The 25,398-nt window shown below is 51.6% G+C and carries 22 protein-coding genes; 7 read left to right on the forward strand and 15 right to left on the reverse strand.

Annotated elements, in window-relative coordinates; all coding sequences use genetic code 11:
* Positions 1 to 97: 97 nt before the first annotated feature.
* The gene (locus LZ463_RS05995; protein WP_241454706.1) at positions 98 to 4,012 is read left to right on the forward strand and encodes an ATP-binding protein; all 3,915 of its coding nucleotides are present in this window, start codon (positions 98 to 100) and stop codon (positions 4,010 to 4,012) included.
* 27 nt (positions 4,013 to 4,039) lie between these two features.
* Here the strand turns inward: LZ463_RS05995 and LZ463_RS06000 are convergent, their stop codons facing one another.
* Positions 4,040 to 5,191 carry a CaiB/BaiF CoA transferase family protein gene (locus LZ463_RS06000; protein ID WP_241454707.1) on the reverse strand — a complete coding sequence of 384 codons (1,152 nt, stop codon included), beginning with the start codon at positions 5,189 to 5,191 and terminating at the stop codon, positions 4,040 to 4,042.
* A 12-nt stretch (positions 5,192 to 5,203) separates the two neighbouring features.
* The gene (locus LZ463_RS06005) at positions 5,204 to 6,346 is read right to left on the reverse strand and encodes an acyl-CoA dehydrogenase family protein (RefSeq protein ID WP_241454708.1); all 1,143 of its coding nucleotides are present in this window, start codon (positions 6,344 to 6,346) and stop codon (positions 5,204 to 5,206) included.
* A 143-nt stretch (positions 6,347 to 6,489) separates the two neighbouring features.
* On the opposite strand from LZ463_RS06005, the gene LZ463_RS06010 reads away from it, so the two are divergent.
* A complete protein-coding gene (locus tag LZ463_RS06010; protein ID WP_241454709.1) occupies positions 6,490 to 7,152 on the forward strand; it encodes a TetR/AcrR family transcriptional regulator in 663 nt (220 codons plus the stop codon).
* A gap of 49 nt (positions 7,153 to 7,201) precedes the next feature.
* Here LZ463_RS06010 and LZ463_RS06015 read toward each other — a convergent pair whose 3' ends face one another.
* The 6 genes from LZ463_RS06015 to LZ463_RS06040 all read right to left on the reverse strand — a co-directional run bounded on the left by LZ463_RS06015 (position 7,202) and on the right by LZ463_RS06040 (position 12,855).
* A complete protein-coding gene (locus tag LZ463_RS06015) occupies positions 7,202 to 7,543 on the reverse strand; it encodes a hypothetical protein (protein WP_241454710.1) in 342 nt (113 codons plus the stop codon).
* Between the two features lie 234 nt (positions 7,544 to 7,777).
* Positions 7,778 to 9,208, reverse strand: coding sequence for an aldehyde dehydrogenase family protein (locus LZ463_RS06020; RefSeq protein WP_241454711.1), 1,431 nt, complete (start codon positions 9,206 to 9,208; stop codon positions 7,778 to 7,780).
* Positions 9,205 to 10,488: an NAD(P)/FAD-dependent oxidoreductase gene (locus LZ463_RS06025; protein ID WP_241454712.1), complete on the reverse strand. Its 1,284-nt coding sequence runs from the start codon at positions 10,486 to 10,488 to the stop codon at positions 9,205 to 9,207. Before LZ463_RS06025 ends, LZ463_RS06020 begins: the two co-directional genes overlap by 4 nt.
* An 8-nt stretch (positions 10,489 to 10,496) precedes the next feature.
* Positions 10,497 to 10,772 (reverse strand): 2Fe-2S iron-sulfur cluster-binding protein, encoded by a 276-nt coding sequence (locus tag LZ463_RS06030; RefSeq protein ID WP_241454713.1) that lies wholly within the window; start codon positions 10,770 to 10,772, stop codon positions 10,497 to 10,499.
* Complete coding sequence (locus LZ463_RS06035; RefSeq protein ID WP_241454714.1) at positions 10,765 to 11,892, reverse strand: NAD(P)/FAD-dependent oxidoreductase; 1,128 nt, start codon at positions 11,890 to 11,892, stop codon at positions 10,765 to 10,767. Before LZ463_RS06035 ends, LZ463_RS06030 begins: the two co-directional genes overlap by 8 nt.
* A 60-nt stretch (positions 11,893 to 11,952) precedes the next feature.
* On the reverse strand, positions 11,953 to 12,855 hold the full coding sequence (locus tag LZ463_RS06040) for a dihydrodipicolinate synthase family protein (protein WP_241454715.1): 903 nt from the start codon (positions 12,853 to 12,855) through the stop codon (positions 11,953 to 11,955).
* A gap of 543 nt (positions 12,856 to 13,398) precedes the next feature.
* Between LZ463_RS06040 and LZ463_RS06045 the strand changes: the two genes are divergently transcribed.
* Positions 13,399 to 16,242: a TonB-dependent receptor gene (locus LZ463_RS06045; RefSeq protein ID WP_241454716.1), complete on the forward strand. Its 2,844-nt coding sequence runs from the start codon at positions 13,399 to 13,401 to the stop codon at positions 16,240 to 16,242.
* A 111-nt stretch (positions 16,243 to 16,353) separates the two neighbouring features.
* Here the strand turns inward: LZ463_RS06045 and LZ463_RS06050 are convergent, their stop codons facing one another.
* Genes LZ463_RS06050 through LZ463_RS06080 form a run of 7 tightly spaced genes read right to left on the reverse strand, consistent with a single transcriptional unit; the run spans position 16,354 to position 21,204 of the window.
* Positions 16,354 to 16,959, reverse strand: a complete 606-nt coding sequence (locus tag LZ463_RS06050) for a HupE/UreJ family protein (protein WP_241454717.1) — start codon at positions 16,957 to 16,959, stop codon at positions 16,354 to 16,356.
* Positions 16,960 to 17,015: 56 nt separating this feature from the next.
* Positions 17,016 to 17,651: an urease accessory protein UreG gene (gene ureG, locus LZ463_RS06055; RefSeq protein WP_241454718.1), complete on the reverse strand. Its 636-nt coding sequence runs from the start codon at positions 17,649 to 17,651 to the stop codon at positions 17,016 to 17,018.
* 33 nt (positions 17,652 to 17,684) lie between these two features.
* Positions 17,685 to 18,365 (reverse strand): urease accessory protein UreF, encoded by a 681-nt coding sequence (locus LZ463_RS06060; protein ID WP_241454719.1) that lies wholly within the window; start codon positions 18,363 to 18,365, stop codon positions 17,685 to 17,687.
* A 2-nt stretch (positions 18,366 to 18,367) separates the two neighbouring features.
* On the reverse strand, positions 18,368 to 18,886 hold the full coding sequence (ureE, locus tag LZ463_RS06065; protein WP_241454720.1) for an urease accessory protein UreE: 519 nt from the start codon (positions 18,884 to 18,886) through the stop codon (positions 18,368 to 18,370).
* 6 nt (positions 18,887 to 18,892) lie between these two features.
* The gene (gene ureC / locus LZ463_RS06070) at positions 18,893 to 20,590 is read right to left on the reverse strand and encodes an urease subunit alpha (protein WP_241454721.1); all 1,698 of its coding nucleotides are present in this window, start codon (positions 20,588 to 20,590) and stop codon (positions 18,893 to 18,895) included.
* Positions 20,587 to 20,892, reverse strand: coding sequence for an urease subunit beta (locus tag LZ463_RS06075; protein ID WP_241454827.1), 306 nt, complete (start codon positions 20,890 to 20,892; stop codon positions 20,587 to 20,589). Before LZ463_RS06075 ends, ureC begins: the two co-directional genes overlap by 4 nt.
* Positions 20,893 to 20,901: 9 nt before the next feature.
* Positions 20,902 to 21,204: an urease subunit gamma gene (locus LZ463_RS06080; protein ID WP_241454828.1), complete on the reverse strand. Its 303-nt coding sequence runs from the start codon at positions 21,202 to 21,204 to the stop codon at positions 20,902 to 20,904.
* 348 nt (positions 21,205 to 21,552) lie between these two features.
* On the opposite strand from LZ463_RS06080, the gene LZ463_RS06085 reads away from it, so the two are divergent.
* From LZ463_RS06085 to LZ463_RS06100, 4 genes are all read left to right on the forward strand, one after another.
* A complete protein-coding gene (locus LZ463_RS06085; RefSeq protein WP_241454722.1) occupies positions 21,553 to 22,110 on the forward strand; it encodes an RNA polymerase sigma factor in 558 nt (185 codons plus the stop codon).
* Positions 22,107 to 22,622, forward strand: a complete 516-nt coding sequence (locus tag LZ463_RS06090) for a hypothetical protein (protein ID WP_241454723.1) — start codon at positions 22,107 to 22,109, stop codon at positions 22,620 to 22,622. Before LZ463_RS06085 ends, LZ463_RS06090 begins: the two co-directional genes overlap by 4 nt.
* Before the next feature lie 80 nt (positions 22,623 to 22,702).
* Entirely contained in the window at positions 22,703 to 23,893 is a 1,191-nt protein-coding gene (locus LZ463_RS06095; protein ID WP_241454724.1) for a hypothetical protein, read from the forward strand.
* A 381-nt stretch (positions 23,894 to 24,274) separates the two neighbouring features.
* The gene (locus tag LZ463_RS06100; RefSeq protein WP_489686083.1) at positions 24,275 to 25,348 is read left to right on the forward strand and encodes a threonine ammonia-lyase; all 1,074 of its coding nucleotides are present in this window, start codon (positions 24,275 to 24,277) and stop codon (positions 25,346 to 25,348) included.
* The last annotated feature ends 50 nt before the right edge of the window (positions 25,349 to 25,398 follow it).

Genomic DNA, 25,398 nt, shown 5'->3' on the forward strand with positions numbered 1-25,398 from the left:
GAGCAGAATGCGTCAATTGCAACAAAGCGACCCGACATAGTCGTTGAATCTGCCGTTCATCAGGTATGATTTGAGCAATCCTATTTTGTCTGCAATCATGAATTTATTTGCCACAGAAGACGAAGTAAGCCAGCTTGAAGACAGGCTATTGTCTGCCCAGGGGCTGGACAGGTTCTTTACTGAATTGGCATTGGCCTGGCACCTCAGGCAAAGGGATAGCCGGCGGGCGTCAACATTGACCATGGCTGCGCTGGCGCACCTGACCGAACTTGATGCACCAGAAACCCTGCGGCGGCAATGCTATGCCCGACTCTGCCTGATCAGGGCTGAAATAGCCGCCCTGTTTTGCGATCTTGTCAATGCAGAACATTTTTTGGCTGAGGGTACGGCCATATTCACCGACATCAACGATATTATCGGCCTGGGCGACGCCAGCCTGAGCGATGCAGCGCTAGCCCTGGAACATGGCGATGCACAACGCGAAGCACGTGCCTGTGCAACGGCAGCGGGATGGTATGCCAGGGCCAATGATGGTCTGCGCCTTGCCATTGCAGACTCGTGGGCTATTTATGAGCTGGCCTTTTACGAACCGATGGCTGCGTCAGTCAGGCATGCCGCTTTTGCCCACTCACATGCTCAACAGCATATGGATCATCCGGCTGTCGCTGCCCATCTATATGCGGCGATGGGGGTTGTACAAGGCAGACGCGAACCTGCCCGTGCATCTGTGCATTACCTGCAAGCCAGTGATTTTGCACGTCAGGCCGGTATGATCAGGCTGGCAATCATTTCAGCAGGCAATTCTGGCGAATCCATGCAAACAGTTGGTGACCTGGATGGCGCTGCCGGCGTCTTTGACTGGGCTGCCGAACGGGCGCATGACACCGAATGGCCTGCCCTGGTCGGCTATGCCATGTCACATCTTGGCAGCCTGTTACGCCAGCTTGGTCAGCTTGACCGCAGCCAAAAGATGCTGGAAGAAGCACTCAATGGCTTTTCCAAAACACCCGGTGGCATCAATAAGGCCATCGTCTATGCAGAACTGGCGGAATGTCTGCTTTTACAGGGAGAAACAGCAAAATCCATATCCGCTTTCAATGAAGCAATCACCCTGTTCCGCGCAGCCCACTCCATGGACGACCTGCCGCAGGCATTGATACGCTATGCACGAGCCTTGTCGATCGCTGGTGATGCGCAGGCCGCGCTGGCAGCCATAGCAGAAGCCAAAACACTGATACAACAGCACCAGTTTACTGCTTTGGGTGTGACGTTAAACCAGACTCTGGCAGAGATACATGCGCGTCATACTGTCACCTTGCCTGAGCACATGAGCGCCCCGAACGCCATTATTTACTATCTGGAAGAATCCCTGCAGACTGGCGAAATGACAGAAGGCTGGCAAGCCAGTACAGAATTGCTGATGGCCTTAAGTGATGCCTGGGCCGGTGTCGGCGATACAGCCATCGCCCTGCACTACGCACGCAAAGCCATACTGGCTGAGCAACAGGAGAGCAAACGGCAGGCAAACAACCGCACTGCCATGGCCCAGGTCAGGCATGAAACTGAATTGATACGGGCAGAGGCAGAACAGCATCGCCTGATCGCCGCATCAGAAGCAAGACGAGCGACCAGCCTGCAGGAAGCAAGCGCCACTCTGGAAAGACTGGGAAAAATTGGTCAGCAAATCACCTCCAACCTGGACCCCGAAGCTGTTTTTGAAGCCATACATTTTCATTTAAAGGACCTGCTTGATGCCACGACCTTCATCATTTACATGTTGTCTGAAGATGGACAAACCCTGACACAGGCTTTTGGCATAGAAGAAAACCTGCCTCATCCCTATCATGAAGTTGCCCTGCATGATCCCAGGGCATCAAGTGCAAGATGCGTGCGTGAACGGCGAGAAATAAAACTGGAACTCAAACCGGACAATGACTTCCCGGTGGTGGAAAATACCCTGGAAACACTGAGCCTGTTGTTTGCACCGCTCAGTATTGGTGACCGTATATTGGGGGTAATGAGCATACAGACGCCGCGAGAACGCGCCTATGGTGAACGTGAGTGCATGATTTTTCGCAGTCTGTGTGCTTATGGGGCGATTGCACTTGATAATGCCAATGCCTATCGGGAATTGCGACTGACCCAGCAACAACTGGAAGCTGCCAGCATAACAGAGAGACAGGCACGAAAAAAAGCTGAGGACGCCACCCGACTCAAGAGCGAATTCCTGGCTAATATGAGCCATGAAATCCGCACACCCATGAATGCCGTCATTGGCCTGGCCCATCTGGCTTTACAGACGCGACTGACACCCAAGCAGTACGATTACCTGAGCAAGATACATCATGCTGGCGCATCCTTGCTGGGCATCATCAATGACATCCTGGATTTTTCAAAAATAGAAGCAGGCATGCTAGATGTTGAGCACATTTCATTTCTTTTGTCAGATGTACTCAACAGTGTTTCAACCATCACCGGCCAGAAGGCCATGGAAAAACAGATTGCCTATATCTTCCATGTCGCGCCCGACGTTCCGCCGAAGCTGCACGGTGATCCCCTGCGTCTGGGCCAAGTATTGATCAACCTGGTCAATAATGCAGTCAAATTTACACCTGCAGGTGGTGAAATTGAAGTCAGCATTCATTGTCTGGAACATTCAACCGCTACCGCGCGCCTCCGTTTTTCTGTGCGCGACACAGGAATAGGAATGTCCGAAGAGGAACAGCGCCATCTGTTCCAGCCATTTACACAGGCCGATGGTTCCACAACACGCAAATATGGCGGGACCGGGCTGGGCTTATCAATTTCGCGCAGGCTGGTTGAATTAATGGGCGGCACTATCGAGGTCAGCAGCATGAAGACCAAAGGTTCAACCTTTTCTTTCGAACTGGCATTGGCAATAGATCACAGTACAGTAGGGCATCACCAGCAAAATCAGTTTGTGCACAGTATGGCAAACAGCGGAATGCAAACACGACGTCACGCTGGCCGACGCGTCTTGCTGGCCGAAGACAATCCCATTAACCAGCAGATTGCCCTGGAACTGCTCAGCATGCTCGGTATTGATGTGGACATAGCGGAGAACGGTGAAGAAGCACTACGTCTGATCATGGCGGCACAGACAGGATATTACGCCATGATACTAATGGATTTACAAATGCCTGTCATGGATGGGCATGAAGCAGCAGCACAGATACGGCAAGACAGGCGTTTTGATACTATCCCTATTATTGCCCTGACCGCACATGCCGTCGGTGATATACGTGAACGCTGCATGCGCGAAGGCATGCAGGATTACCTGACCAAGCCAGTGCAACCAGAAGCTCTGTTCAACATCGTGACGCGTTGGCTGGCTATCACCAATGAGGCAACGGATACAGAACAGCCTGGCAGCAGCGACGCTGATGAAACCGCGCCAGGATTACCACAGTCAGATGAACTCGATATGGTATTGGGCCTGCATTACATGGGTGGGCGCCATGACTTTTACCTGAGCACGCTCGACCGTTTTCAGCAGAGTCAGGCCAATTCTCTGTCTGAACTCAGGCGATTGACAAACATCAAGGACTTCCATAATGCTGAAAGATTAAGCCATACTCTGAAAGGCCTGGCCGGCAGCATAGGCGCAACAAAATTACAAAGAATCGCAGGTGAGCTCGAATATGCATTATCAAAAGAAGCTGCTTATCCGAATGCCCCCTCAAACGTGCTCCCTCAGTTACTGGAACAGCTTGATGCTTCGCTAAATGCGGTGCTCAATGAAATTGGCGATTATTTACCAAAGAATTCGCCAATTAAAACCGAATCCCTATTAAATGCCACCGAGGCCAAAACAATCCTGGACTCACTACGTAATCTGTTACTGGACTACGATGGTGAAGCACAGACCCTGTTTGAAGAGCAGCAATCGGCCATTGCCAGTCAACTGAGTTATGCAGACATGGCACAACTGAGACAATTCATGCATGAGTTTGAATTTGATGCCGCCGCCAATCTGCTGGTCAGGCAATGAAAACACTGACTGACCAGCAACCCGGTATTAAATGACCTGCATTTCTTTTAAACTGACAATTCTGTCCGCAGTACATCCCCAGTCTTTCAAAATCTCTTCGCTATGCTGACCTGGCGCTGCTGGCGGCATGCTGATTTCTGGGTGAGTCCGGCTAAAGCGTGGCGCAGGCACAGGTTGCACTATGCCGTCAAGCTGGGTAAAGCTATTACGCGCCTGATTGTGTGGATGTGCAGGTGCTTCCTGCATGTCGAGAACAGGAGCAAAACAGATGTCCGTGCCCTCCATCAATTCACACCATTGTTGCCGGGTTCTGGTCTTGAACAGGGTCGTGAATTTTTCTTTCAGTTCTGGCCATTTGCTACTGTCCATTTGCGCATCAAATGCCGGGTCGGCAATTTCTGCACGCTGCAATAACAAGGCATAGAATTGCGGCTCTATCGCACCTATCGAGATGTATTTACCATCTGCGCAGACATAACAGTCATAAAAATGCGCACCGCCATCAAGCATATTTGCTGAACGCTGCTCTGTCCAGGCACCGAAAGCACGAAAGCCGTATATCATCGCCCCCAGCAGGGCAGAACCCTCTACCATCGCGGCATCCACTACCTGACCCTTGCCAGAGCTACGTGCTTCCAGGGCGGCACAGACAACCCCAAAGGCCAGCATCATTGCGCCACCGCCAAAGTCTCCGACCAGATTCAAGGGAGGGGCTGGCGGACTATCGGCACGCCCCATGGCATGCAACATGCCGCTGAGGGCAACATAATTGATGTCATGCCCTGCCGCCTGCGCCAGAGGGCCATCCTGTCCCCAACCGGTAATTCTGCCAAATACCAGAGCAGGATTTTCCTGCATGCAAACGTCAGGGCTCAAACCCAGTCTTTCCATCACCCCCGGGCGGAAACCCTCAAGCAAGATATCGGCTTTGCCGACCAGGTCAAGCAAGACCTTCCTTGCCTCGGGATGCTTCAGGTCCAGTGCCAGTGAGCGTCGCCCTCTAGCCATCACATCAAATTTTGTACCTAGCATGGGAAAGGGGGTTTTATTACCAGGCACCGCTTTGCGATCTATGCGTATTACCTCTGCTCCCATGTCAGCCAGCATCATGGCAGCAAACGGACATGGCCCCAGGCCCACCATCTCTATGACACGTATTCCTTTTAATGGTCCAGTCATCTGTTTCCCTGATCACAAATTTCTTGAAATGATTTCCTTCATGATTTCATTGGCGCCGCCATAAATGCGCTGTACCCGGGCATCGACATACATTTGCGCGATCGGGTATTCCATCATGTAGCCGTAACCACCAAATAGCTGCAAGCATTGGTCGATCACCTTGCATTGCAGGTCAGATATCCAATACTTGGCCATTGATGCCAGCTCGGTATTCATACGCCCTTCCATCATGTCGACAATACAGCGATCGATGAAGGTGCGCGCTATGGTAGCTTCAGTCTTGATTTCTGCCAGGACAAAGCGGGTATTCTGCATCTCTATCAGCGCTTGCCCAAAAGCCTTGCGCTCACGGGTATAGTCTATCGTCAGCTGCAAGGCGCGCTCTATCGCTGCCACACCGGACACACCAAGAATCGTCCTTTCATAAGGCAGCTCTGTCATCAATTGTGTGAAGCCTTTGCCTTCAACACCGCCAAGCACGCTGGCGACAGGCACACGCACATCATCAAAAAACAGCTCGCAGGTATCCTGTCCTTTCTGGCCGATTTTTTCCAGTATGCGCCCTACTCTATAGCCTGGCTGTTCCCTGGTCTCGACCAGGATCAATGACACACCTTTGGCACCGGCTTCCGGGTCGGTCTTGGCCACCACCACGACCAGGTCAGCCATGTAGCCATTGGAGATGAAAATTTTCGAGCCGTTGATAACGTAATCATCTCCCTCGCGCCTGGCTGTCGTGCGTATGCCTTTCAGGTCAGAACCGGCCCCGGGTTCCGACATGGCAATAGCCGCAATCATTTCACCACTGGCCAGCTTGGGCAGGTAGTTCAGTTTTTGCTCTTGCGTCCCCTGGTTCAGTATGTAGTGAGCAACAATGGCATGTACATGTATGCCAAAAGCCATGTCGCCGGCATATGTCAACTCCTCAAAAACCACGGACTGATGTGCAAAACTGCCACCTGAACCACCATATTCGTCAGGTATATCCGCTAGCAAGATACCCATCTCGCCACCTTTGTGCCAGACATCACGGTCAACGTGCTGTTGATGCTTCCAGCGTTCCTGATGCGGCGCAACTTCTGCATCGACAAAACGACGGACAGAATCGCGGAAGCCTTCCAATTCTGGTGTCATCCAGCTTGGTTTGATTTGCATATGGTCTCCATATTATTTTTTTAATTTGGTCAGCCTGTCATCGCCCAGTTTCACACGATTGATGCAGGAAGCATTTAAGGTTACCATCAAGACCAGAAATAGAAACAGGCTTTTTGTCTATTAGAAGAATGTTACCAATTGCAATGTCAGATGATCATCCTATTCCAGAACAAGAGCAGATACAGCATAGTGTATTGCCAGTGAAAAAACGCGGACGTCCCGTCCTTGATGAGTCTGAAAGCATACGCCAGGACCTGATCAGCAAGTCAGCGCAGCTTTTTCGCAAACAGGGATATCACAACACGACTGTACGTGATATTGCGGCAGCTGTTGGCATACAGTCGGGCAGCTGGTTTTATCATTTCAAGACCAAGCAGGAAATATTGGTGGCGGTGATGGAACAGGGCATGCAAAAATCACTACAGCAAATTGAATCCCTCGCCCTGACTGAAATGTCGGCGCGTGTCGCTTTTCAGCAATTGGTCAAAGTCCATCTGCACACCTTGCTGGCACCCGATCATGATTTCATTGCAGTCCTGCTGTACGAATGGCGCTCACTCGACAAAGTCTCGCGCACCAGGATCATCGCGTTAAAAGACAGGTATGAAGCGGTATGGGAACAAGCGATCATCGCCCTGCATGCATCCGGTGACTGGGCCATGCCAGGCAAACTCGACAAATTGTTGATGTTTGGCACGTTGAACTGGACGGCACAATGGTACAGGCGCGGCTCTGGCATCAGCATTGATGATCTGGCCGAGCAGGCTGTGCAATTCATCCTGCGCACCCCTATCGCCAAAACCTGAAATGCACAAACTGGCATAGGCCGGGCGATATGAACCCGGCCTTTCTGCTTCATGCGGATTTGCGACGCGTGAACAAAGCGATCAATCCGACCAGCAAAAGTACCGGGAACAACAAGGGTAGCAAGGCCAGGGCCAGCGAGCCAAGTACGATGGCGAACACGATACACAACAAAATTGCAACACCGGTCAATACCAGCCCGGTCAGGCCAAGTGCAAAAACAACAGCCAGAGCCCCTATGCCGCATGCCAGCATGAAACCAAAGAAGCCATCGACACCACTGATCTCCTCACCGTCTATCTGTACGTCCACACCATGGAATGCAGACATGGCTATTACCAATAAAATCAACAGGGAAAGAACAAGGATGGCTGTACGTTTGTTGCTTGTCATGATGCACCTCTGGTTTGGGTCTGGGTTGAGTTTATTGAAGTCTGCTAACCTCAATTCGATGTAAGCATCTTAGTAAGATGCCAGCCAGGACGCCATGGACATGCGACAGAATGCAAAAATGACGGGTTAAGCAGTCAATCTGGCAGAAAATCAGGGAAAACCTGCCCGTACAAACCATAAAAAAGCAAAAAGCAGGCGAAATCGCCTGCTTTTTGGGGTGATGCCATCAGGCAATCAAATACCGGTATAACTGGTTTTCATCGTGGTAAAGAATTCAACCGCAGCACTACCTTGTTCGCGGGCGCCATAACTCGACGCTTTGGTACCACCGAACGGCACATGGTAATCAACACCTGCCGTAGGAAGATTAACCATCACCATGCCAGCCCGTGCATGTCGCTTGAAGTGTGTTGCATGCTTGAGTGATGTAGTACAGATACCCGCAGTCAAACCAAATTCTGTATCATTTGCCAGTTGCAATGCATGCTCATAATTGCGCGCTGGTATCACCGAAGCCACTGGGCCAAAGATTTCTTCCCTTGTATGTTGCATGGCAGGGTCACAATCGACAAACAATGCCGGATTGAGGAAATAACCGTCCGTATCACGAGACAGGCGCTCGCCACCAAATGCCAGTCTGGCGCCTTCATCCCTGGCAATTTGTATGTAACGCAAATCCTGGTCCAATTGGGACTGATCAACGACCGGCCCTATATCCACATCTGCATGCAAGGCATGGCCGACTTTGAGGGACTTCAGTTTTGCCGTCATCGCCGAGACAAAAGCAGAATAAATCTGTTCGTCCACGATCAGCCTGGATGAGGCTGTGCAGCGCTGGCCAGTGGAAAAATAAGACCCCTGTATCGCCGCATTAACGGCAACATCAAGGTCAGCATCAGCGGTGATCACCAGGGGGTTCTTGCCGCCCATTTCCAATTGCACCTTGGCCCTGCGCGCCGCACAAGCAGCCAACACCCTGGCGCCGGTACCGACAGAACCTGTAAAGCTGATGGCATCGACACGACTGTCCTTGCTCATGGCTTCACCAACGATGCGGCCAGGGCCAGACAAGAGATTGAATACACCCGCTGGCAAACCGGAACGGCTGATGATTTCCGCCATGGCCCAGGAACACCCGGGCACCAGTTCAGCCGGTTTGAGTATGACGGTGTTACCATAAGCCAGGGCTGGTGCCACCTTCCAGGCCGGAATGGCGATGGGGAAGTTCCAGGGAGCGATAATACCGACCACGCCTACCGGTTCACGCGTGACATCCACATCAATTCCAGGACGGACCGAAGCCAGTTTATCGCCGCGTATACGCAAAGCTTCCTGCGCAAAAAATTTGAAGATGGCGGCAGCACGTCCGACCTCTCCTATTGCCTCAGGCAGGGTCTTGCCCTCTTCACGCGCCAGCAAATTGCCAAGTTCAGCTTTACGTTCATTGATTTCCGTACCTATCTTGTCCAGGGCATCAGCACGTTGCTGCACGCCGGAATTGCGCCAGCCTTCTGCCGCTTCACGTGCGGCTGCAATTGCCAGTTCAACCTGCTCCTGACCGGCGCTGGCATATTCGTCAATGACATCACTCAAATCCGAAGGACTGCGCGTGGTCGTCACATTCGCACCTTCATACCAGCTACCTTTGATATACAGTTGTTTCATCTGATCTCTTCCTCGTAACTCGCTGCACACATGGCAGCAAGGGTTGATGTTTTCGTTGGAAAAACCGGTTGACGCATGCCCGGAGCATCCCAGGCATATAAAAACTGGCAAGCCGCACCGCAAATACGTCCCTGGCAAGCCCCCATGCCAACCCTGGTCATGAGTTTTGCTGTACGCCAGTCCGTATGCTCGGCCAGTTGTTTTGCCTTGACATCTTCGCACCGGCACACAAGGGTGTCGGGCTTGCATAAACTACGCAGACCTTCATCCGGTGCAAAACTGCTGCTGAGCAGGCCGGCAAACTGCCTGGCTTCAGCACGGTGCCACAGGTCATTTTCTTCAACGCTTTGGCCACTGGCAGACAGGCCGGCAATATGCCCTTCAGTCAAGGCCTTGTCTACCCCGCCTATACCACATGCCTCACCGGCAGCCCATATATTCTGACGGCTGCAAGCCTGCTTGTCGTCAATAAGCACTTTACCATCTTTGACGTTACAGCCCAGCAGATTGGCAATTTCCAGATTGGGCAACAAACCAAAACCACAAGCCAGCAAGTCACAATCCAGTTCGACCTGCTTGTCCTTGTGCAGCAGACTGATGCTGCGCAGGCGATGATCGCCATGCGCCTTGATGACAGTGGCCGCATGACGATAACGGATGCCTTTGAGTGTCCAGAACAATTGCAGGGCTTGCATCAGTTTGCCCCTGTGCGATCTCATCAGGGCCATAAAAAAACGCACCAGTACCATGCTGCCTTTATTTTCGGCGATGCTGATCACTTCGCCGCCAGCTCGCTTGACTGTTTCGGCAACTGCCAGCAGTAAAGGTCCACTGCCGGCAATGACAACCCGCTTGCCTTCCACAGGCATGCCGCCCTTGATCAGGGCCTGCAGGCCACCAGCACCTGTCACACCTGGCAAAGTCCATCCTGGGAAAGGTAACAGCAGTTCTCGGGCACCGGTGCAGATGATGAGTTTTTCCCATTTGATCTTTTGCGCACCTTCTGTTGTTTCCAGCAGAAATTCATGGCTGTCGCTGGCAGCGACAATGCGCACACCATAGACGATTCTGACATTGTAATGACTGGCCAGTTGACGCCAGATGTAATGCGCCCTTTGATCACGCCACTGCTTGGGACCGCCACGCCAGATCTGGCCGCCCGACGCCTGGTTTTCATCAATAATCGTAATACTCTGAGCCCGCGATGCAGCCGCCAGGGCTGCTGCAAGCCCTGCTGGTCCCGCACCAATGATCAGGATCTCGGTTGAAAAAGGTAACATGGCAGAGATCATGGCGTGCCTCCGGCTGCTTCCGTCTGAATAACCATGCCGGAACGGCAGTATTCCTGGCAAGCCAGTCTGTATGGCTGTCCATTGATGCGTACCCTGCATTCCTGGCATACGCCCATGCCGCAAACGGCAAAGCGTGTCTGGCCGGACACAGAAAGACGTGTACCCATGCTGTCGTGACACATCAAGGCTGCGGCAACGGTCATATCATCACTGGCCTCGAAAGAGTGACCATTGATCCATATCTTGGCGATGCTCGTATCGTGTTCAGGCATATTTGAGATTCAGCGAGGGGAATAAACGTTCAGGCAAATAGTGCTGATGATCGATGGCGCAAGGACGTCCGGCAATCTGATCTGCCAGCAAGCTTGCCGTCGCCATCGCGGTTGTTACTCCGAGGCCCTCATGGCCGGCTGCCAGCCAGACCCCGGGAATCTCGGGATGTGGTCCTATGATGGGACGACCATCAGGTGATGCCGGACGCATGCCTGCCCAGGCGCGTATGATTTGCATCTCTGCCAGGCAAGGCAGCAACTTCATCGCTGACTGCAAGACGGCTCCCAGTGCGTTTGTATCTATACTGGTATCAGTTTGCTGATCCTGACGGCACGAGCCTATCAGCCATTGTCCGCTTGCCCTTGGTTGCACATTGGCTGCCACCGCAAGTGCGTCGGCAGTCACTGCAGCCTGCCCATAGTCCATGCTGACGATCTGATGGGATAGGCGGCCTGGGTAGCGATCAGTAATCGCCAAGTGCCCTTTGCGACCGAATACGGCTACCCCCGGCAATAGTCTGGCAACATCCAGGCCGGCGGCGACAATGATCAGATCAGTATTGAGTTTGCTGCCATCTTCGAACATCAGGCTGGATGTGGTGATGTCAGTCACTCGTTTTCCAGTGAGCAACTTACCGCCACGCTTTACCAGCAATTGCGCCATGAAATGCGCAATTTGTGGGGGGTACACTACACTGTCACCAAATACTCTGACACCCCCTGCCAGGCCGGGCCGTAATGCCGGTTCCAGTTTTTGCACCTGTTGACCACTCAGTGCTTCTGCCTGCCAGTGATGGGTATTCATTCTGGCAGCACGATGCTGCGCTTCCAGCAATTGCGCTTCGTTTTCTGCCACCCACAAGGTACCGCACTGGCTGACTTCACCTGTGCCCGGGAACTCCTTGAAAAAACCATTCCAGAGTCGCAGCGAAAGCAGGCACAGGTCAAGCTCCTGATCGGTTTCGTCAAGTGCTACCAGATGCCCCATTCCTGCTGCTGTCACACCACAACCAGGAGAAGCGGCATCAATCAACGTAACCTGATACCCTTCTTCCTGCAATTTCAGGGCGCAAGCCGTTCCAACGATGCCGGCACCGACAACAGCCAGCCTAGTCTTCATGCTTTGATTCCCTGCGCCGCACACTCTTCACCTGGTTAATCATGATTATCACTTGGGCAATCAGGCTGCCGCAAATGTTGGCAAAACAGGACGCACAGCAAGTGCTGCGCTGACAACCTGCTCCACCTTGGTGCGCAAGGCGCCGTCAAGAGGCAGGCGTGGCGCACGCACACGATCATTGGAATCAATCACCAGGGCTTCAACCAGTTTGATGTTCTGCACCAGGTAAGTAGACACGTCAAGATCCAGCAAAGGACGGAACCAGCGATAGATATCCAGCGCTTCAGCATACCGGCCAGCCTTGATCAGGCGATAGATTGCCACGGTCTCATGCGGAAATGCAACGACCAGGCCGGCAACCCAGCCGGTTGCACCTGCGGTCAGCGCTTCAAAAGCCAGGTTATCGACGCCGGTGAACAGGTCATAGCGGCTACCCAGGCGATTGATGATTTCCGTGGTGCGACGTATATCGTCGGACGATTCCTTGACGGCGACAAAACGCTTGTCGTCGGCAAGCTCTTCCAGCATGTCTGTCGTAACGTCCACGCGATAGGCGAGACGATTGGAATAAATCATGATTGGCAGATCACCTGCGGCAGCAATGCTGCGCAAGGTAGCCACTGTTTCTTTATGATTCGTATGGTAAATCGTGCTTGGCACCACCATCAAACCATCGGCTCCGGCTTTTGCTGCTTTTTCAGCCAATGCACAAGCGTCACGAGTAGCTGCCTCGGCAACCGTCAGTATGGCTGGCTTATCAGCAGTCACTTCTTTGGTCAGCTTCAGAACATCGATACGTTCTGCATGCGACAACAACGGGCCTTCACCCAGTGAGCCACAAGCGATCAGGCCATCGCAACCTGCGTTCATCAGGTAACGGAAGCAACGCTCCATCTCGTTGAAATCCAGCGTGTCGTCCTGATTAAATTTTGTCGTTACTGCGGGAATTACACCTTGCCACATGGTAAGCCTTGCTTTCTCCGGTGATCACCGGTCAGTTTTCTAAAAATACAAAAAACATCTCACCCTCAAGAAAAAAGTTGGCAACCAGTTGCTGCATGCTCTGTCACTCACTTTTCTGAATCTTCTTCAGGTTTGAACAGAATGAAGTGTAAATCCCTGGCCTGCCGCAGTCTTGATGTTTGTATGCACTTTGCAAGACGAAATCGGCATAGTGCAAATATTGCAAAGTAGTTAAATATTTACCATAAAGCAATGCAAGTTCCTTTGCTTCAGCAGTATGACGAGCACTCTTCAAAAGCTGAGTAAAGATCTTTTAGCCGTCATCTGCAACATCAATTCGATTCATTATCGACAACAGATTCAAATAAATTCCAGCACAATTATCAAAAATCATACACATCTGGCAGCAATATTAAAAAAACGTTTGCTTATTGTTGACGCAACAATGTTAAAAATGTTTTCATATCTGGCTGCTTTAATAAACCAAGCAACTGGTTTAATAAAGCCACAATAAATATAGCTAATTTTTGGGGAAACTTTTCAATGTTGAAAAAAACAGTCTTATCGCGCTCTTTGCATATTCTTTTTTCAGGCAGCCTGGCCGCGGGTCTGGGCGTCATAGCAACACCCGTGATGGCACAGCAAACTGAAAATGCTGACAAGGTACAGCGCGTCGAAATCACCGGTTCCAATATCCGTCGTACTGAAAAAGAAACACCTAGCCCGGTACAGGTTCTGACCTTGCAGGACATGAAGGCTAGCGGTTACACCGACGTCTCCAGTGTGTTGCGCAATATCACGGCAAATGGTCAGGGTACGTTGAGCCAGGCCAATCCCGGCTCTTTTGCCGGTGGAGCTTCCGGTATCGCGCTTCGTGGTCTGACTGTGGGAGCGACCCTGGTACTGATAGATGGCCACCGTATGGCCCCTTACGCTCTGTCTGATGACGGTCAACGCAGCTTTGTCGATATTAGCCAGATACCATTTGACGCCATAGAAAAAATTGAAATCCTGAAAGACGGCGCATCCTCAGTCTATGGTTCAGACGCAATTGCCGGTGTGGTCAACGTTATCCTGAAAAAGAAATTTGTTGGCACAGAAATGTCCGTAGAAACCGGCACCAGTTCACGCCGTGACGGTACGACAGTGCATGCTTCGGGCATATATGGCTGGGGTGACCTGGACAAGGACGGTCACAATGCCTATCTGTCTGCTGAATATCGCAAGCAAAACAAGATCATGGTTGCTGACCGCAAAGCCGACTTTACCAACACCGACTGGACAAGCGTAGGCGGCATCAACCAGACAGACGGTTTTGTACGTCGCCCAGGTTATCAGCCACGCAGCAGTACCGGATATTTGATTGACCCCAACACTGGTGAGATCAGTGGCTTCCTGCCAGGTTGTGACGCGGCATCAATGGCGGCAGGAAAATGCACTTATAAAGCACCACAACAGTTGCAACCTGAAACAGAGAACATCAATTTGATCGCTTCTTATGTGCAAAAACTGGCTGGCGACTGGCAATTGAATTTGAAAGGCTCCCTGTTCAACTCCAAAGCAAACCAGGTTAACAATTACGCTGGCACCAACATGAACAACGGTAATGGCGGCCAGACACAAATTGCCTATGGCCCAAACCAGCTGCCTTCTGTAAATGGTCCTTACTTCTTTACTGTGCCTGCAAATTACCCGGGCAATACCACGGGGGCGCCACAATGGTTGCAATATAACTTTATCAATCTTGGTCCACAGCGTACCACCATCGATGCAGATACCGTGCGCCTTGCAGCTGATGTAACCGGCAGCATCGGCAGTTGGGATGTGACTGCGTCGGCCGGTTACTCAAAGAATACGGTCAAGCAAACGATTTACAATGCCCTGCACCTCGCCAACCTGCAAGCTGCTCTGAACGACCCTAAAAACCCTTACCGAGTCGGTTTGGCTGCAGGAAGCAATAGCGCCGCTCAGGACGCATTTATTGCACCTGTCGCGAGCACAAAGGCTACCGACATTCTGGAATATGTGAGCCTGCGCGGCAGCCGCGAACTGATGCCTCTGGCCGGTGGTCAGCTCTCGATTGGCCTTGGTGGCGAATTCACGCATCGCGAACTGAATGCCCCGGCTCCGGCCGCAGCACTTGACGGTTCACAATTGGTTAACAATTCCTTTGCAATCGGCAACCAAAACGTCTCTGCCTTGTATATGGAACTGGTTGCGCCTGTATTGAAAAACCTGGAACTTGATGCGGCCGTTCGTTATGACAAGAACGCTGGCGGCGCCAGTGCAACAACACCAAAACTTGGATTCAAATACGCTCCTGTCAATGAATTAACGGTACGTGGAACCTATGCTCAGGGTTTCAGGGCGCCAAACCCGGCAGAATCGGGCAAGGCTGGACAGTCATTCTTCTCCAACACCTATGTTGATCCCAAGCTGTGTGGCAATGCAGGGGATGATCCAACTGCGGTGCCAGGCAATTACCCGGCACAGTGCGCTGTACCATTGACCGGTGTTCAATTACCAGGCAAGAATCTGCAACCTGAAAAATCCAAGTCTTATACCCTGGGCCTGATATTCGAACCTAGCCCGGCTTTCAGTCTGACTACCGATTTCTACAAAATACGTATCGATAACCAGATCATCTCTGCCTTGAATGATCCAAGCTATGACCCAGAACCATATATCGTGCGTGGCACGCCTGTGCCACAGCCATATGTACTGCCAGACGGCACCATAGGCACCAAGACACCACCTATCGGTAATGCACTGTACTCACCGTATCCTTATGAAAATGCGCAATATAGTGAAGTATCTGGTGTAGACATCAACGCTCGCTGGACCCTGGATCTGAAATCATCCGGCAAGTTCACGACTGACCTGACCTTTACCCATACGTTCAAGTATGAGCAAGGCACGGCTGGTGCAAAACCAGTGCGTCTTGAAGGCACGCATGGACCATCCGGTATCTCAGGCAATACTGGCAACCCCAAAGATCGCGCGCAGTTGATCGGCTCCTGGGAAAATGGTCCGGTGAAAGTAACAGGAACAGTCAACTGGATCAGCAGTTTCGGTGTGACTGATCCGACCAATCAACAATTGCTGACCTGTGACGACGCGATTCACGGCGGTAGTGGTGCCTTCCGTGGCGTTGTACCCGCGCAGTATTGCAAGGTCGACAGTTTCACTACCCTGGATTTGTATGCCAGCTACAAATATGGCAAAAACTGGTTGTTCCATGTCTCGGTACAGAACGTACTTGACAAGCAACCTCCGCTGGACTTCCAGACTTATGGCAGTTCTGTAGGTACATATTACAACCCGGCCTTGCATCAGGCTGGTGCTGTTGGCCGCTTCTTCAATATCGGCGCAACGTACAAGTTCTGATGATCGTCACACGGCATATTGTTCCTTGCAATATGCCGCCGATGAAATTCTTGATCTCATGAAAAAATGCCGCAATATTGATTGCGGCATTTTTCTGGAAAGGCGGCAAAATCAGGTCATTGCCGAAACAAAGAAAAGACCCATCATCGCAATTGATGTGCCGGCATATCGAATAAATCGACCATTCATCAAACGACTGGTCACCATCGTCAAACCAAACCCAATTGCATGCAGCAAAATGGTGGACAAAACAAAACCCAGACCAAAAGAAACAGCCCCTGCCCCCAGCGGCAGCTCTACGCCATGTGCATAACCATGCATCATTGCAAAGACAGCTATCAGGCTGACTGAAAATGGCAGGGCCAGTTTTACCGATGTGGCAATCAGCAAGCCCAGTATCAACACAGAAGCAGCAATACCTGCCTCGACACCCGGTATCAATACACCACTGACACCAAGCAAAGCGCCAGCCACCATCATGACCGGGAATGCAACGGGCAACAACCAGATCGCGGGACGCTGATGTTGCGCGGCCCAGATACCAACAGCCAGCATGGCCAGCAAATGATCAAGCCCCATCAAGGGATGCAAAAAACCAGCCTGAAAGCCATTGACACTATGCATCGGGCTAATATGCGCAGCTGCCGGACCAACCGCCATCGCCAGACAAAGCAGCACAGATGCCTGCATAAAACTGATCTTGATTTTTTTCTTCATATTTTCCTCTGGAAATTTGAATATAAATGGATATCTGCAAGTCCACGAAACACGCCCTAGTCGTCCAGCAAGCCCTGCTTGCGTATGAAGGCAACCACCTCTTCCAGGCCATCGCCAGTACGCAAATTTGTAAACACAAAGGGACGCTCGCCACGCATGCGTTTGGCGTCCCGGGCCATGATGTCAAGATCGGCACCTACATGTGGCGCCAGGTCGGTTTTATTAATGATGAGTAAATCTGAACGGGTGATGCCGGGACCACCTTTTCTCGGGATTTTTTCACCGCCAGCCACATCGATGACGTAGATAGTAAGGTCCGATAATTCCGGACTGAAGGTTGCCGCCAGGTTGTCACCGCCAGACTCCACCAGTATCAAATCCAGGTCAGGGAAGTCGGCGCTCATGCGGGCGATTGCTTCCAGGTTGATAGAGGCATCTTCGCGTATTGCCGTATGCGGGCAACCGCCAGTTTCAACTCCCATCAGGCGCTCCGCAGGCAAGGCATCGGCCCGCAACAGAATTTCCATATCTTCCTTGGTGTAGATGTCGTTGGTAATGACTGCCATCTCATAGTGATCGCGCATGCGCTTGCACAGCATTTCACACAGTGCTGTCTTGCCTGAGCCTACAGGGCCGCCAATGCCTACTCGCAAAGGATTGGGTTCGGTGGAATGCGATAATTGCGTGTTCATGGAATGTATCCGGGTTTTAAGATTAATTTGGTTTCAGGAGCGGTACAGGCGGCTGTACTGCACTTCGTGTTGCATTGACAATAGCGATAATCCAGGCACCCAGTTTGACAATTCGTGGTCCTCCAGCCCCTGTGCGGTTGTTGCCGCTTTTTCCAGCTCAGACCTAAGCGACAGCAACAGGCGCTGACCTGCAACCTGCCCTAAAGGAATGGATTTCACACCGACCAGCACCTGGTTCTCCGCCCAGGCAAACAGGGCTGCCAGCAGGACTGATTCTGCCGGGACTTCCAAACTGACTGCTGCACATGCCAAAGCTGTCGGCAAGGGAATATCATTCTGAGCCTGTAAAATCGCCAGCAGGCCCGAATCAGCAATCTTCAAATCGCCTATCAGCTTACCCAACGAATAGCCCATCTGTATCGTCTCCGCGCGGAATTCTGCCGTATCACGTGCGGCCACAAACAATTCTGTCCAATACCGCACCCTATCGGCATCCCTGGCCGAAAAAGCCTGCAACAGACGCCACAGTATGGGCGCTTCAAAATATGCGACCACTTCATGCAGGCAGTTGACTATCCATTCGCGTGCACTGGTTTCATTACACACCAGGCCTTTCTCTATGGCAGCCTCCATCCCTTGCGAATAACTGTATGCCCCTATCGGCAGAGAGGGGCTCGCCAGTTGCAGCAGATGTAGCAAGGCAGCAGACTGCATGATCAGTCCTTGCTGTCAGAAGGACGATGTATACGTTGCCGCAAAGGGATGGGCGCCAGCGGATTGTGTGGATGCATATCGTCCCCGCCATGATGATGGCCGCCACCGTAAGCGCCAGATTCAGGCTCGAAGCTGGCCAGCTCTTCGGTCACACTCGCCCCCAGTCCCTGCAACATCTCTTTCAGGACAGTATCTTTTCGTATGCGTAAAAAACCTTCGCCAACCTGCGCCTGCGTATGGCGATTACCAAGATGGAAGGCGCAACGTAGCAAATCGAATGTCGTCTCACATTCGACCTTGTAGGTGGGTTCAGTCGCTGCCAGGATTTTTATGACACGGCCATCATTGCCCAGCATCAGGTCGCCATGCCGCATGACCGTACCACGCACGGTAAATACGGCGACGTCTTCGCCATTGACCAGGGTGGCACGCAAACGACTTTTTTCACGCAGCTCATACGGCAAGACCAGTTCACCGGCGATGTGTTCTGCCTTTTCAATTTTTGTATGTAGTGTCAGCATGCTTGATCAGAATAAGAAATAACGCTGCGCCATGGGTAAGACCTTGGCTGGCTCACATACCAGCAATTCGCCATTGGCTCGCACTTCATAGGTTTCAGGATCGACTTCCATCCTGGGCGTCAGGCTGTTGTGTATCATGTCCTTTTTACGTAACTGCCTGGTGTTTTTGACGGCAATCAGGGTCTTGTTCAATTTCAATTGTTCGACCAGACCGGCTTCCAGCCCGGCCTGCGACACAAAGGTGAAAGATTTTTTCAAGCCGCCGCCAAAAGCGCCAAACATCATGCGATAGTGCACTGGCTGCGGTGTCGGTATGGAAGCATTCGGGTCGCCCATCTGGGCGGCGGCGATCATTCCCCCTTTCAGTATCATCGATGGTTTGACACCGAAAAAAGCCGGCTTCCACAAGACGATGTCGGCAATCTTGCCAACTTCCAGTGATCCGACGGCGTGTGCAATACCGTGCGTGAGCGCCGGGTTGATGGTGTACTTGGCGATATAGCGTTTGGCGCGCAAATTGTCATTGCGTGCACTGTCTTCGGGCAAAGGACCGCGCTGCTGCTTCATCTTGTCCGCCGTCTGCCAGGTGCGCATAATCACTTCCCCTACCCTGCCCATGGCTTGCGAGTCAGAAGACATCATGGAAATGGCGCCTATGTCATGCAGGATATCTTCGGCGGCAATGGTTTCACGACGTATGCGTGATTCGGCAAAGGCGATGTCTTCCGCAATTGCCGGATCAAGATGATGGCAAACCATCAGCATATCGAGATGCTCATCCAGCGTATTTACCGTATATGGGCGGGTGGGATTGGTCGATGACGGCAAGACATTGGACTCGCCTACTGCGGCGATAATATCGGGTGCATGGCCGCCACCGGCACCTTCGGTATGGAAGGTATGAATGGTCCGGTCCTTGAATGCCGCCAGGGTGTGTTCAAGAAAGCCCCCTTCGTTCAGCGTATCGCTATGGATAGCGACCTGTACATCCATTTTTTCGGCAACGCTCAGGCAATTATCTATGGCCTGCGGCGTCGTCCCCCAGTCTTCATGCAGTTTCAAACCGATGGCGCCGGCACGTATCTGCTCTTCCAGCGGCAAAGGCAGGCTGACATTGCCCTTGCCCAGGAAACCCAGGTTCATGGGAAAAGCATCGGCCGCCATCAGCATGGAGTGCAAATGCCAGGGACCAGGTGTGCAAGTCGTTGCAGCAGTGCCCACTGCCGGGCCCGTACCACCGCCAAGCATGGTTGTGACACCACTCATGAGTGCTTCTTCTATTTGTTGCGGGCAAATGAAATGGATGTGTGAATCAATACCTCCGGCAGTCACTATCACCCCTTCTCCGGCAATGATTTCGGTTGCACCGCCTATGGCCATGTCAACTCCTGGCTGTATGTCGGGATTGCCAGCTTTGCCTATGCAGGCAATCAGGCCATTTTTCAAACCGATATCCGCCTTGACTATGCCCCAGTGATCAAGAATCACGGCATTGGTGATGACCGTATCCATGACATCTGCGTGCGCCCTCTGTGACTGGCCCATGCCATCACGTATCACCTTGCCACCACCAAACTTGACTTCTTCACCGTAAATGGCGAAATCTTTCTCTATCTCTATAAAAAGACTCGTGTCAGCAAGACGGATACGATCACCGACGGTCGGGCCAAACATCTCGGCATAGGCATGACGGGAAATCTTCATAGCGCCCCCATGACTTTGCCACTGAAGCCATACACTTTTCTTTCTCCCGCCAGCGCCACCAGCTCTACGCTGCGCTGCTGTCCTGGCTCAAAGCGTATGGCTGTACCTGCAGCGATATTCAAACGCATGCCATAAGCCAGTTGCCTGTCAAACTGCAAGGCAGGATTGGTTTCAAAAAAATGAAAATGAGAACCTACCTGTATCGGCCTGTCACCACTGTTTGCTACCGTGATGCTGACGGTCACACGGCCGACGTTCAATTCCAGATCCCCGTCTTCTATCAGAAATTCACCTGGTATCATCATTGACTCCTAAGGAATGGGGTGATGGACGGTGACAAGCTTGCTGCCGTCAGGGAAAGTCGCTTCAACCTGTATGTCGGGTATCATTTCCGGCACACCATCCATGACGTCAGCGCGACTCAGTATCTGTGTCCCTTCAGACATCAGCTCTGCCACTGACTTACCATCACGCGCACCTTCCATGATTGCAGCCGTGATCAGGGCAACGGCTTCGGGGTAGTTCAGTTTTAAACCCCGCGCCTTGCGACGTTCGGCCAGCAAGGCCGCTGTAAAAATCAGCAATTTGTCTTTTTCCCTCGGTGTCAGATCCATATCCACGCTCACTCTTTTAATTGTCTTTTCTGTCGATCGATTTCATTATTTCGCCTGATTTTCAAAATAACAAGTACCTCCAGCAACACTGTCAGGCAAACCGACAAAAACATTATAAAAAGCAACACTGCAAGTTTTGGTCCAGCGAAGAGGTCCCAATCACGAACCAGTTTGCACCAAGAAATGCCTTTTTGCACCAAACATGTGCAACACATCTTCTTTAACATCCCTGTAGAAATAATTGGAACTTTTCCGGCGTCAAACAGTAATACATAAAAACACAATCGAATACATGTGGATACCAAGGACACCGACAACGATTTAATGCGGCAGATGCGAGAAGGCAAGGTGAGCGCCTTTCAGCTTCTGTACAAACGTCATCAAGGCGCCATTTACCGGTATGCCCTGATGCGTTGCGGACGCACTGCTTTGGCAGCCGACGTGGTTCAAGATGTATTCATGGGTTTGTTGAGCAAGTCGTTCAACTACAACGCCAGCCTGGGAAGCCTGCAAAACTTCCTGTTTGGTGTAGCAAGAAATCTTTTACTCAAACAGGAATATGCAGAAAGCCGACACCTGCCCTTGCCAGCCAATGGCGAGGAAGAAGAGGAAGAAGTTTTGCAATGCGAAGCAAGTGACCTCTCCGAAGCCGTCTTTAGCCAACAACGGACAAAACAGGTCCAACAAGCAATCGCCATGCTCCGTCCACACTATCGCGATGTCGTCATCTTGTACGAATTACAGGAATTGTCTTATGCAGAAATAGCAGTGATTTGTAGTATAGACATAGGCACGGTCAGGTCACGCCTGTCCAGGGCGCGGGCTGCCATGCTGGACTATTGCAAGAAACTGGACTGGAATCCCGAATCTGAGGCTATAAGAATCAAAACTGGAACAGAAGTATGAATATCAATGACTCGTCACGGCAATATGCCGACGAAATGGAAAACGCTCTTGATGAGCACCTGCACCTCCTACGTGCAGACTTGCAGCAACTTGATGCACCGCCAGAAACCGAGCGGGCCTTGATGCACGCCTTTGCTGCGCAATACGACAAACAAGACAAGACAGACCAAGCCAGGAAGCCTCGCTGGCAGCCGTGGCTGGCTGGTTTGCTTACCCTGGGCGGGAGCCTGGGGTTGTTCATGTTTAACGTCATTTTGCCAATGAGTCCGGCAAAATTACCAGCAGAAATACATCATACGGCAGCGGTCAACCCGCCCCCTTTTATCGCCCTGGTCCCCCTGGAACGCCTGGACGAAGGTACACCTCACATGATGGAGACGGAAGTACCGGCTGCCTGGCTGGCCAGCCTGGGCATGCCCGTCAGTCCGGAAATTGCAGGCGAGATGGTGCAGGCGCAAATGCTGGTGGATGCAGAAGGATCACCTTTAGCCATGCGCCTGCTCAAAAACTGATACACCTGTTTTAAACAGAATCTTTAATGTCGAGATTGATCTTCCTGATCATCTCTCACCATGAACACGGAGGACACATCATGACTATCAAACTTCCAGTACTGTTTTTTCTGAGCTATGCGTGGACTATGGCACAAGCCAATGCCATCATTGACAATCCAGCTCCGGTTGCACCGGAAGAAAGACAGGCACGTCTGCATCTCGAAATCCATCAGGCAGCACCGCTTACCCCCTTGCCTCCTTTTCCTCCAATATCTCCCATGCCTGCCTTGGCGGCATTGGCTGAATTGCCAGAGACAAGCACTATCAACAAGACCGTTTCAGATGCCATGAGTGCAGCAAGAAATGCCGCCGATGCCATGCATGCAGTTTTCTCTGGCATGCAAGACATGCAAAGTTTTAATCCAATAAAAAATGCTGCATACAGCGCAGAGATCATTACCGAAAAAACCCAGACCCTGGCAGATGGAAATCAGATCAGCAATAAGATGTCCAGCCTGGTCTACCGTGATAATGCCGGCCGTACTCGCTATGAAGTACGCGACAACAAGGGAAATGTGTCGCAAATCCTTATCACTGACCCGGTGGAAAATTCACGCTATGTAATCATCCCCGATAGGAAAATGGTCACCAAAGTGAGTCTGCCAAAAACTTTGGACAGGAAAGTCGCGACTACAAAAGAAAAACAGGAAGGCAATGCAAGCCGTGTGTATGTGCAAACAAATGATGATGAAATCATTATCAAGACATTGAAAAAGAAAAGCGATGACAAAACTGAGGGCAGCAAAGAAGCACGAGAAGAAATCAAGGTCATCAATGCAAAATCTGCCACTTTTGTACCAGGGCCTCATACTGCCTTCATCAACGCGACCGACAATCTGATCAACATCATCAGAACTTCACCACTTCCGACAGCGTTCACGGACACCCGCTGGAGTAGCAAAACGAGCACCAAAGATATGGGTACAAAAGATTTCGATGGTGTCCGCGCAGAGGGAAAAATGCGATCCTATCAAATCCCTGCCGGGGAGATTGGCAACAAAAATCCGATTACCGTCAGTTCTGAAACCTGGTACTCCCCCGACTTGCAGCTCACCGTTCTCATCAAACAAAGCGATCCGCGTACTGGTGAATGGAGTTACCGCCTGAACAACCTGAAACGTGCGGAGCCAGCCGCAAACCTGTTCACTGTCCCTGAAGGCTACACGGTCAGAGATGTCAATCTCGCACAAAAAATCGTTATCGAAAAACGCGAAGAAAAGAAACCCTGATCCCCTCTGGCCTGCCGGGCCGTTTTTTGCAGGGCTTGTGAGTGGCAAGGGCCAGGATTCCCAACCTGCCCTGCCACTCTTTTTTAAAGTTTGCTTGCCAATGCTCCCGGGATTGGTTATAGTTTTTCCATGCACGCAATTATCCCTCCCTTGTCGAACACGAACTTATGCGCTATTCATGCCGCATCTGCTGTCGTGCACGCGATTGCGCTGCCTGCTGCTCCCACCTGCGACATTTCCATTATTCGAATTATCCAGGGTCGTTAAGCTACGGCGTATGCCGGTGCCTGGCGGCCCTTCAGCTCATCCTATTCTGATGTCTTGAGCATAGTCACGCTCATGTTCGTCTGACTTTTTGCTGATTTTCATTACGGAGTTTTTATGTCCCATGTCGCCACAGACAGGCCTGCGCACGTCCTTGCGTCTTTGCCATCTGCCTTACTGAATACGAATTTTCCTTATCCGTCATTGTCTGATATACGCAAAACTGCGGCCAAATTATCTCAACAAGTTTTACATACCCCCGTCTGGCACTGGCAAACCGGAGCTGTGTTGGACAAGCTTGAACCTGATACCGAAGTATGGTTGAAACTGGAATTGTTTCAAAAAACCGGCACATTCAAATTGCGCGGCGCATTGAATTGTATTTCTGCACTTGATGGGACCGCCCGTGCGCGCGGTGTAGTTGCCGTCAGCGCTGGCAATCATGCGATGGCGGTTGCTTATGCAGCCAGGCTGGCGGGGGTGCCATGTAAAGTGGTGTTGCCCCGCCATGCCAGCCCCACCCGAATCAAGGCTTGCAGACAAGATGGTGCAGAAGTGATCCTGGAAGCGGACATGCATGCCGCTTTCGCGCTGGGGCAACGTATTGTTGAAGAAGAACAGCGTACCATGATCCATCCTTATGATGGACCGCTCACGGCATTGGGCACGGCCACGGTAGGACTGGAACTGATGCAGCAACTGGAACATCTCGATGCAGTCATCGTCCCAATCGGTGGTGGTGGCCTGTGTGCCGGCATCGCGTCTGCCGTCAAGCAAATTGCGCCACACTGCGCCGTTTATGGGGTGGAACCCTTCGGGGCGGACGCCATGTATCGCAGTTTTCAATCCGGTCGACCGGAAAAACTGCCAAGTGTAGACAGCGTGGCTGACAGCCTTTGCGCTCCCTATGCAATGGATTACAGTTTTCGTGTTTGCCAACGCTTTGTCGATGACATTGTTCGTGTCAGTGATGAAGAAATCTGTATCGCCATGGCTGACCTGTACCATGACGTTAAACTGGTCGCTGAGCCCGCAGCAGCCGTTGCAACCGCCGGTCTGTTCGGCCCCTTGCGTGAACGTCTTGCTGGAAAGCGCGTGGCACTGATAGTCTGTGGTTCGAACGTGGATCCAGCCAGATATGCCGAATTATTGGACAGAGGCATGCAAGACCAGGAAGCAATGTGCGTATGAGATTTAAAATTGAGAGAATAATGAAACTTTATCTTTCAACTTTAATCAAA

Source organism: Undibacterium paludis, from assembly GCF_022568815.1.
Taxonomy (GTDB): Bacteria; Pseudomonadota; Gammaproteobacteria; order Burkholderiales; family Burkholderiaceae_D; genus Undibacterium.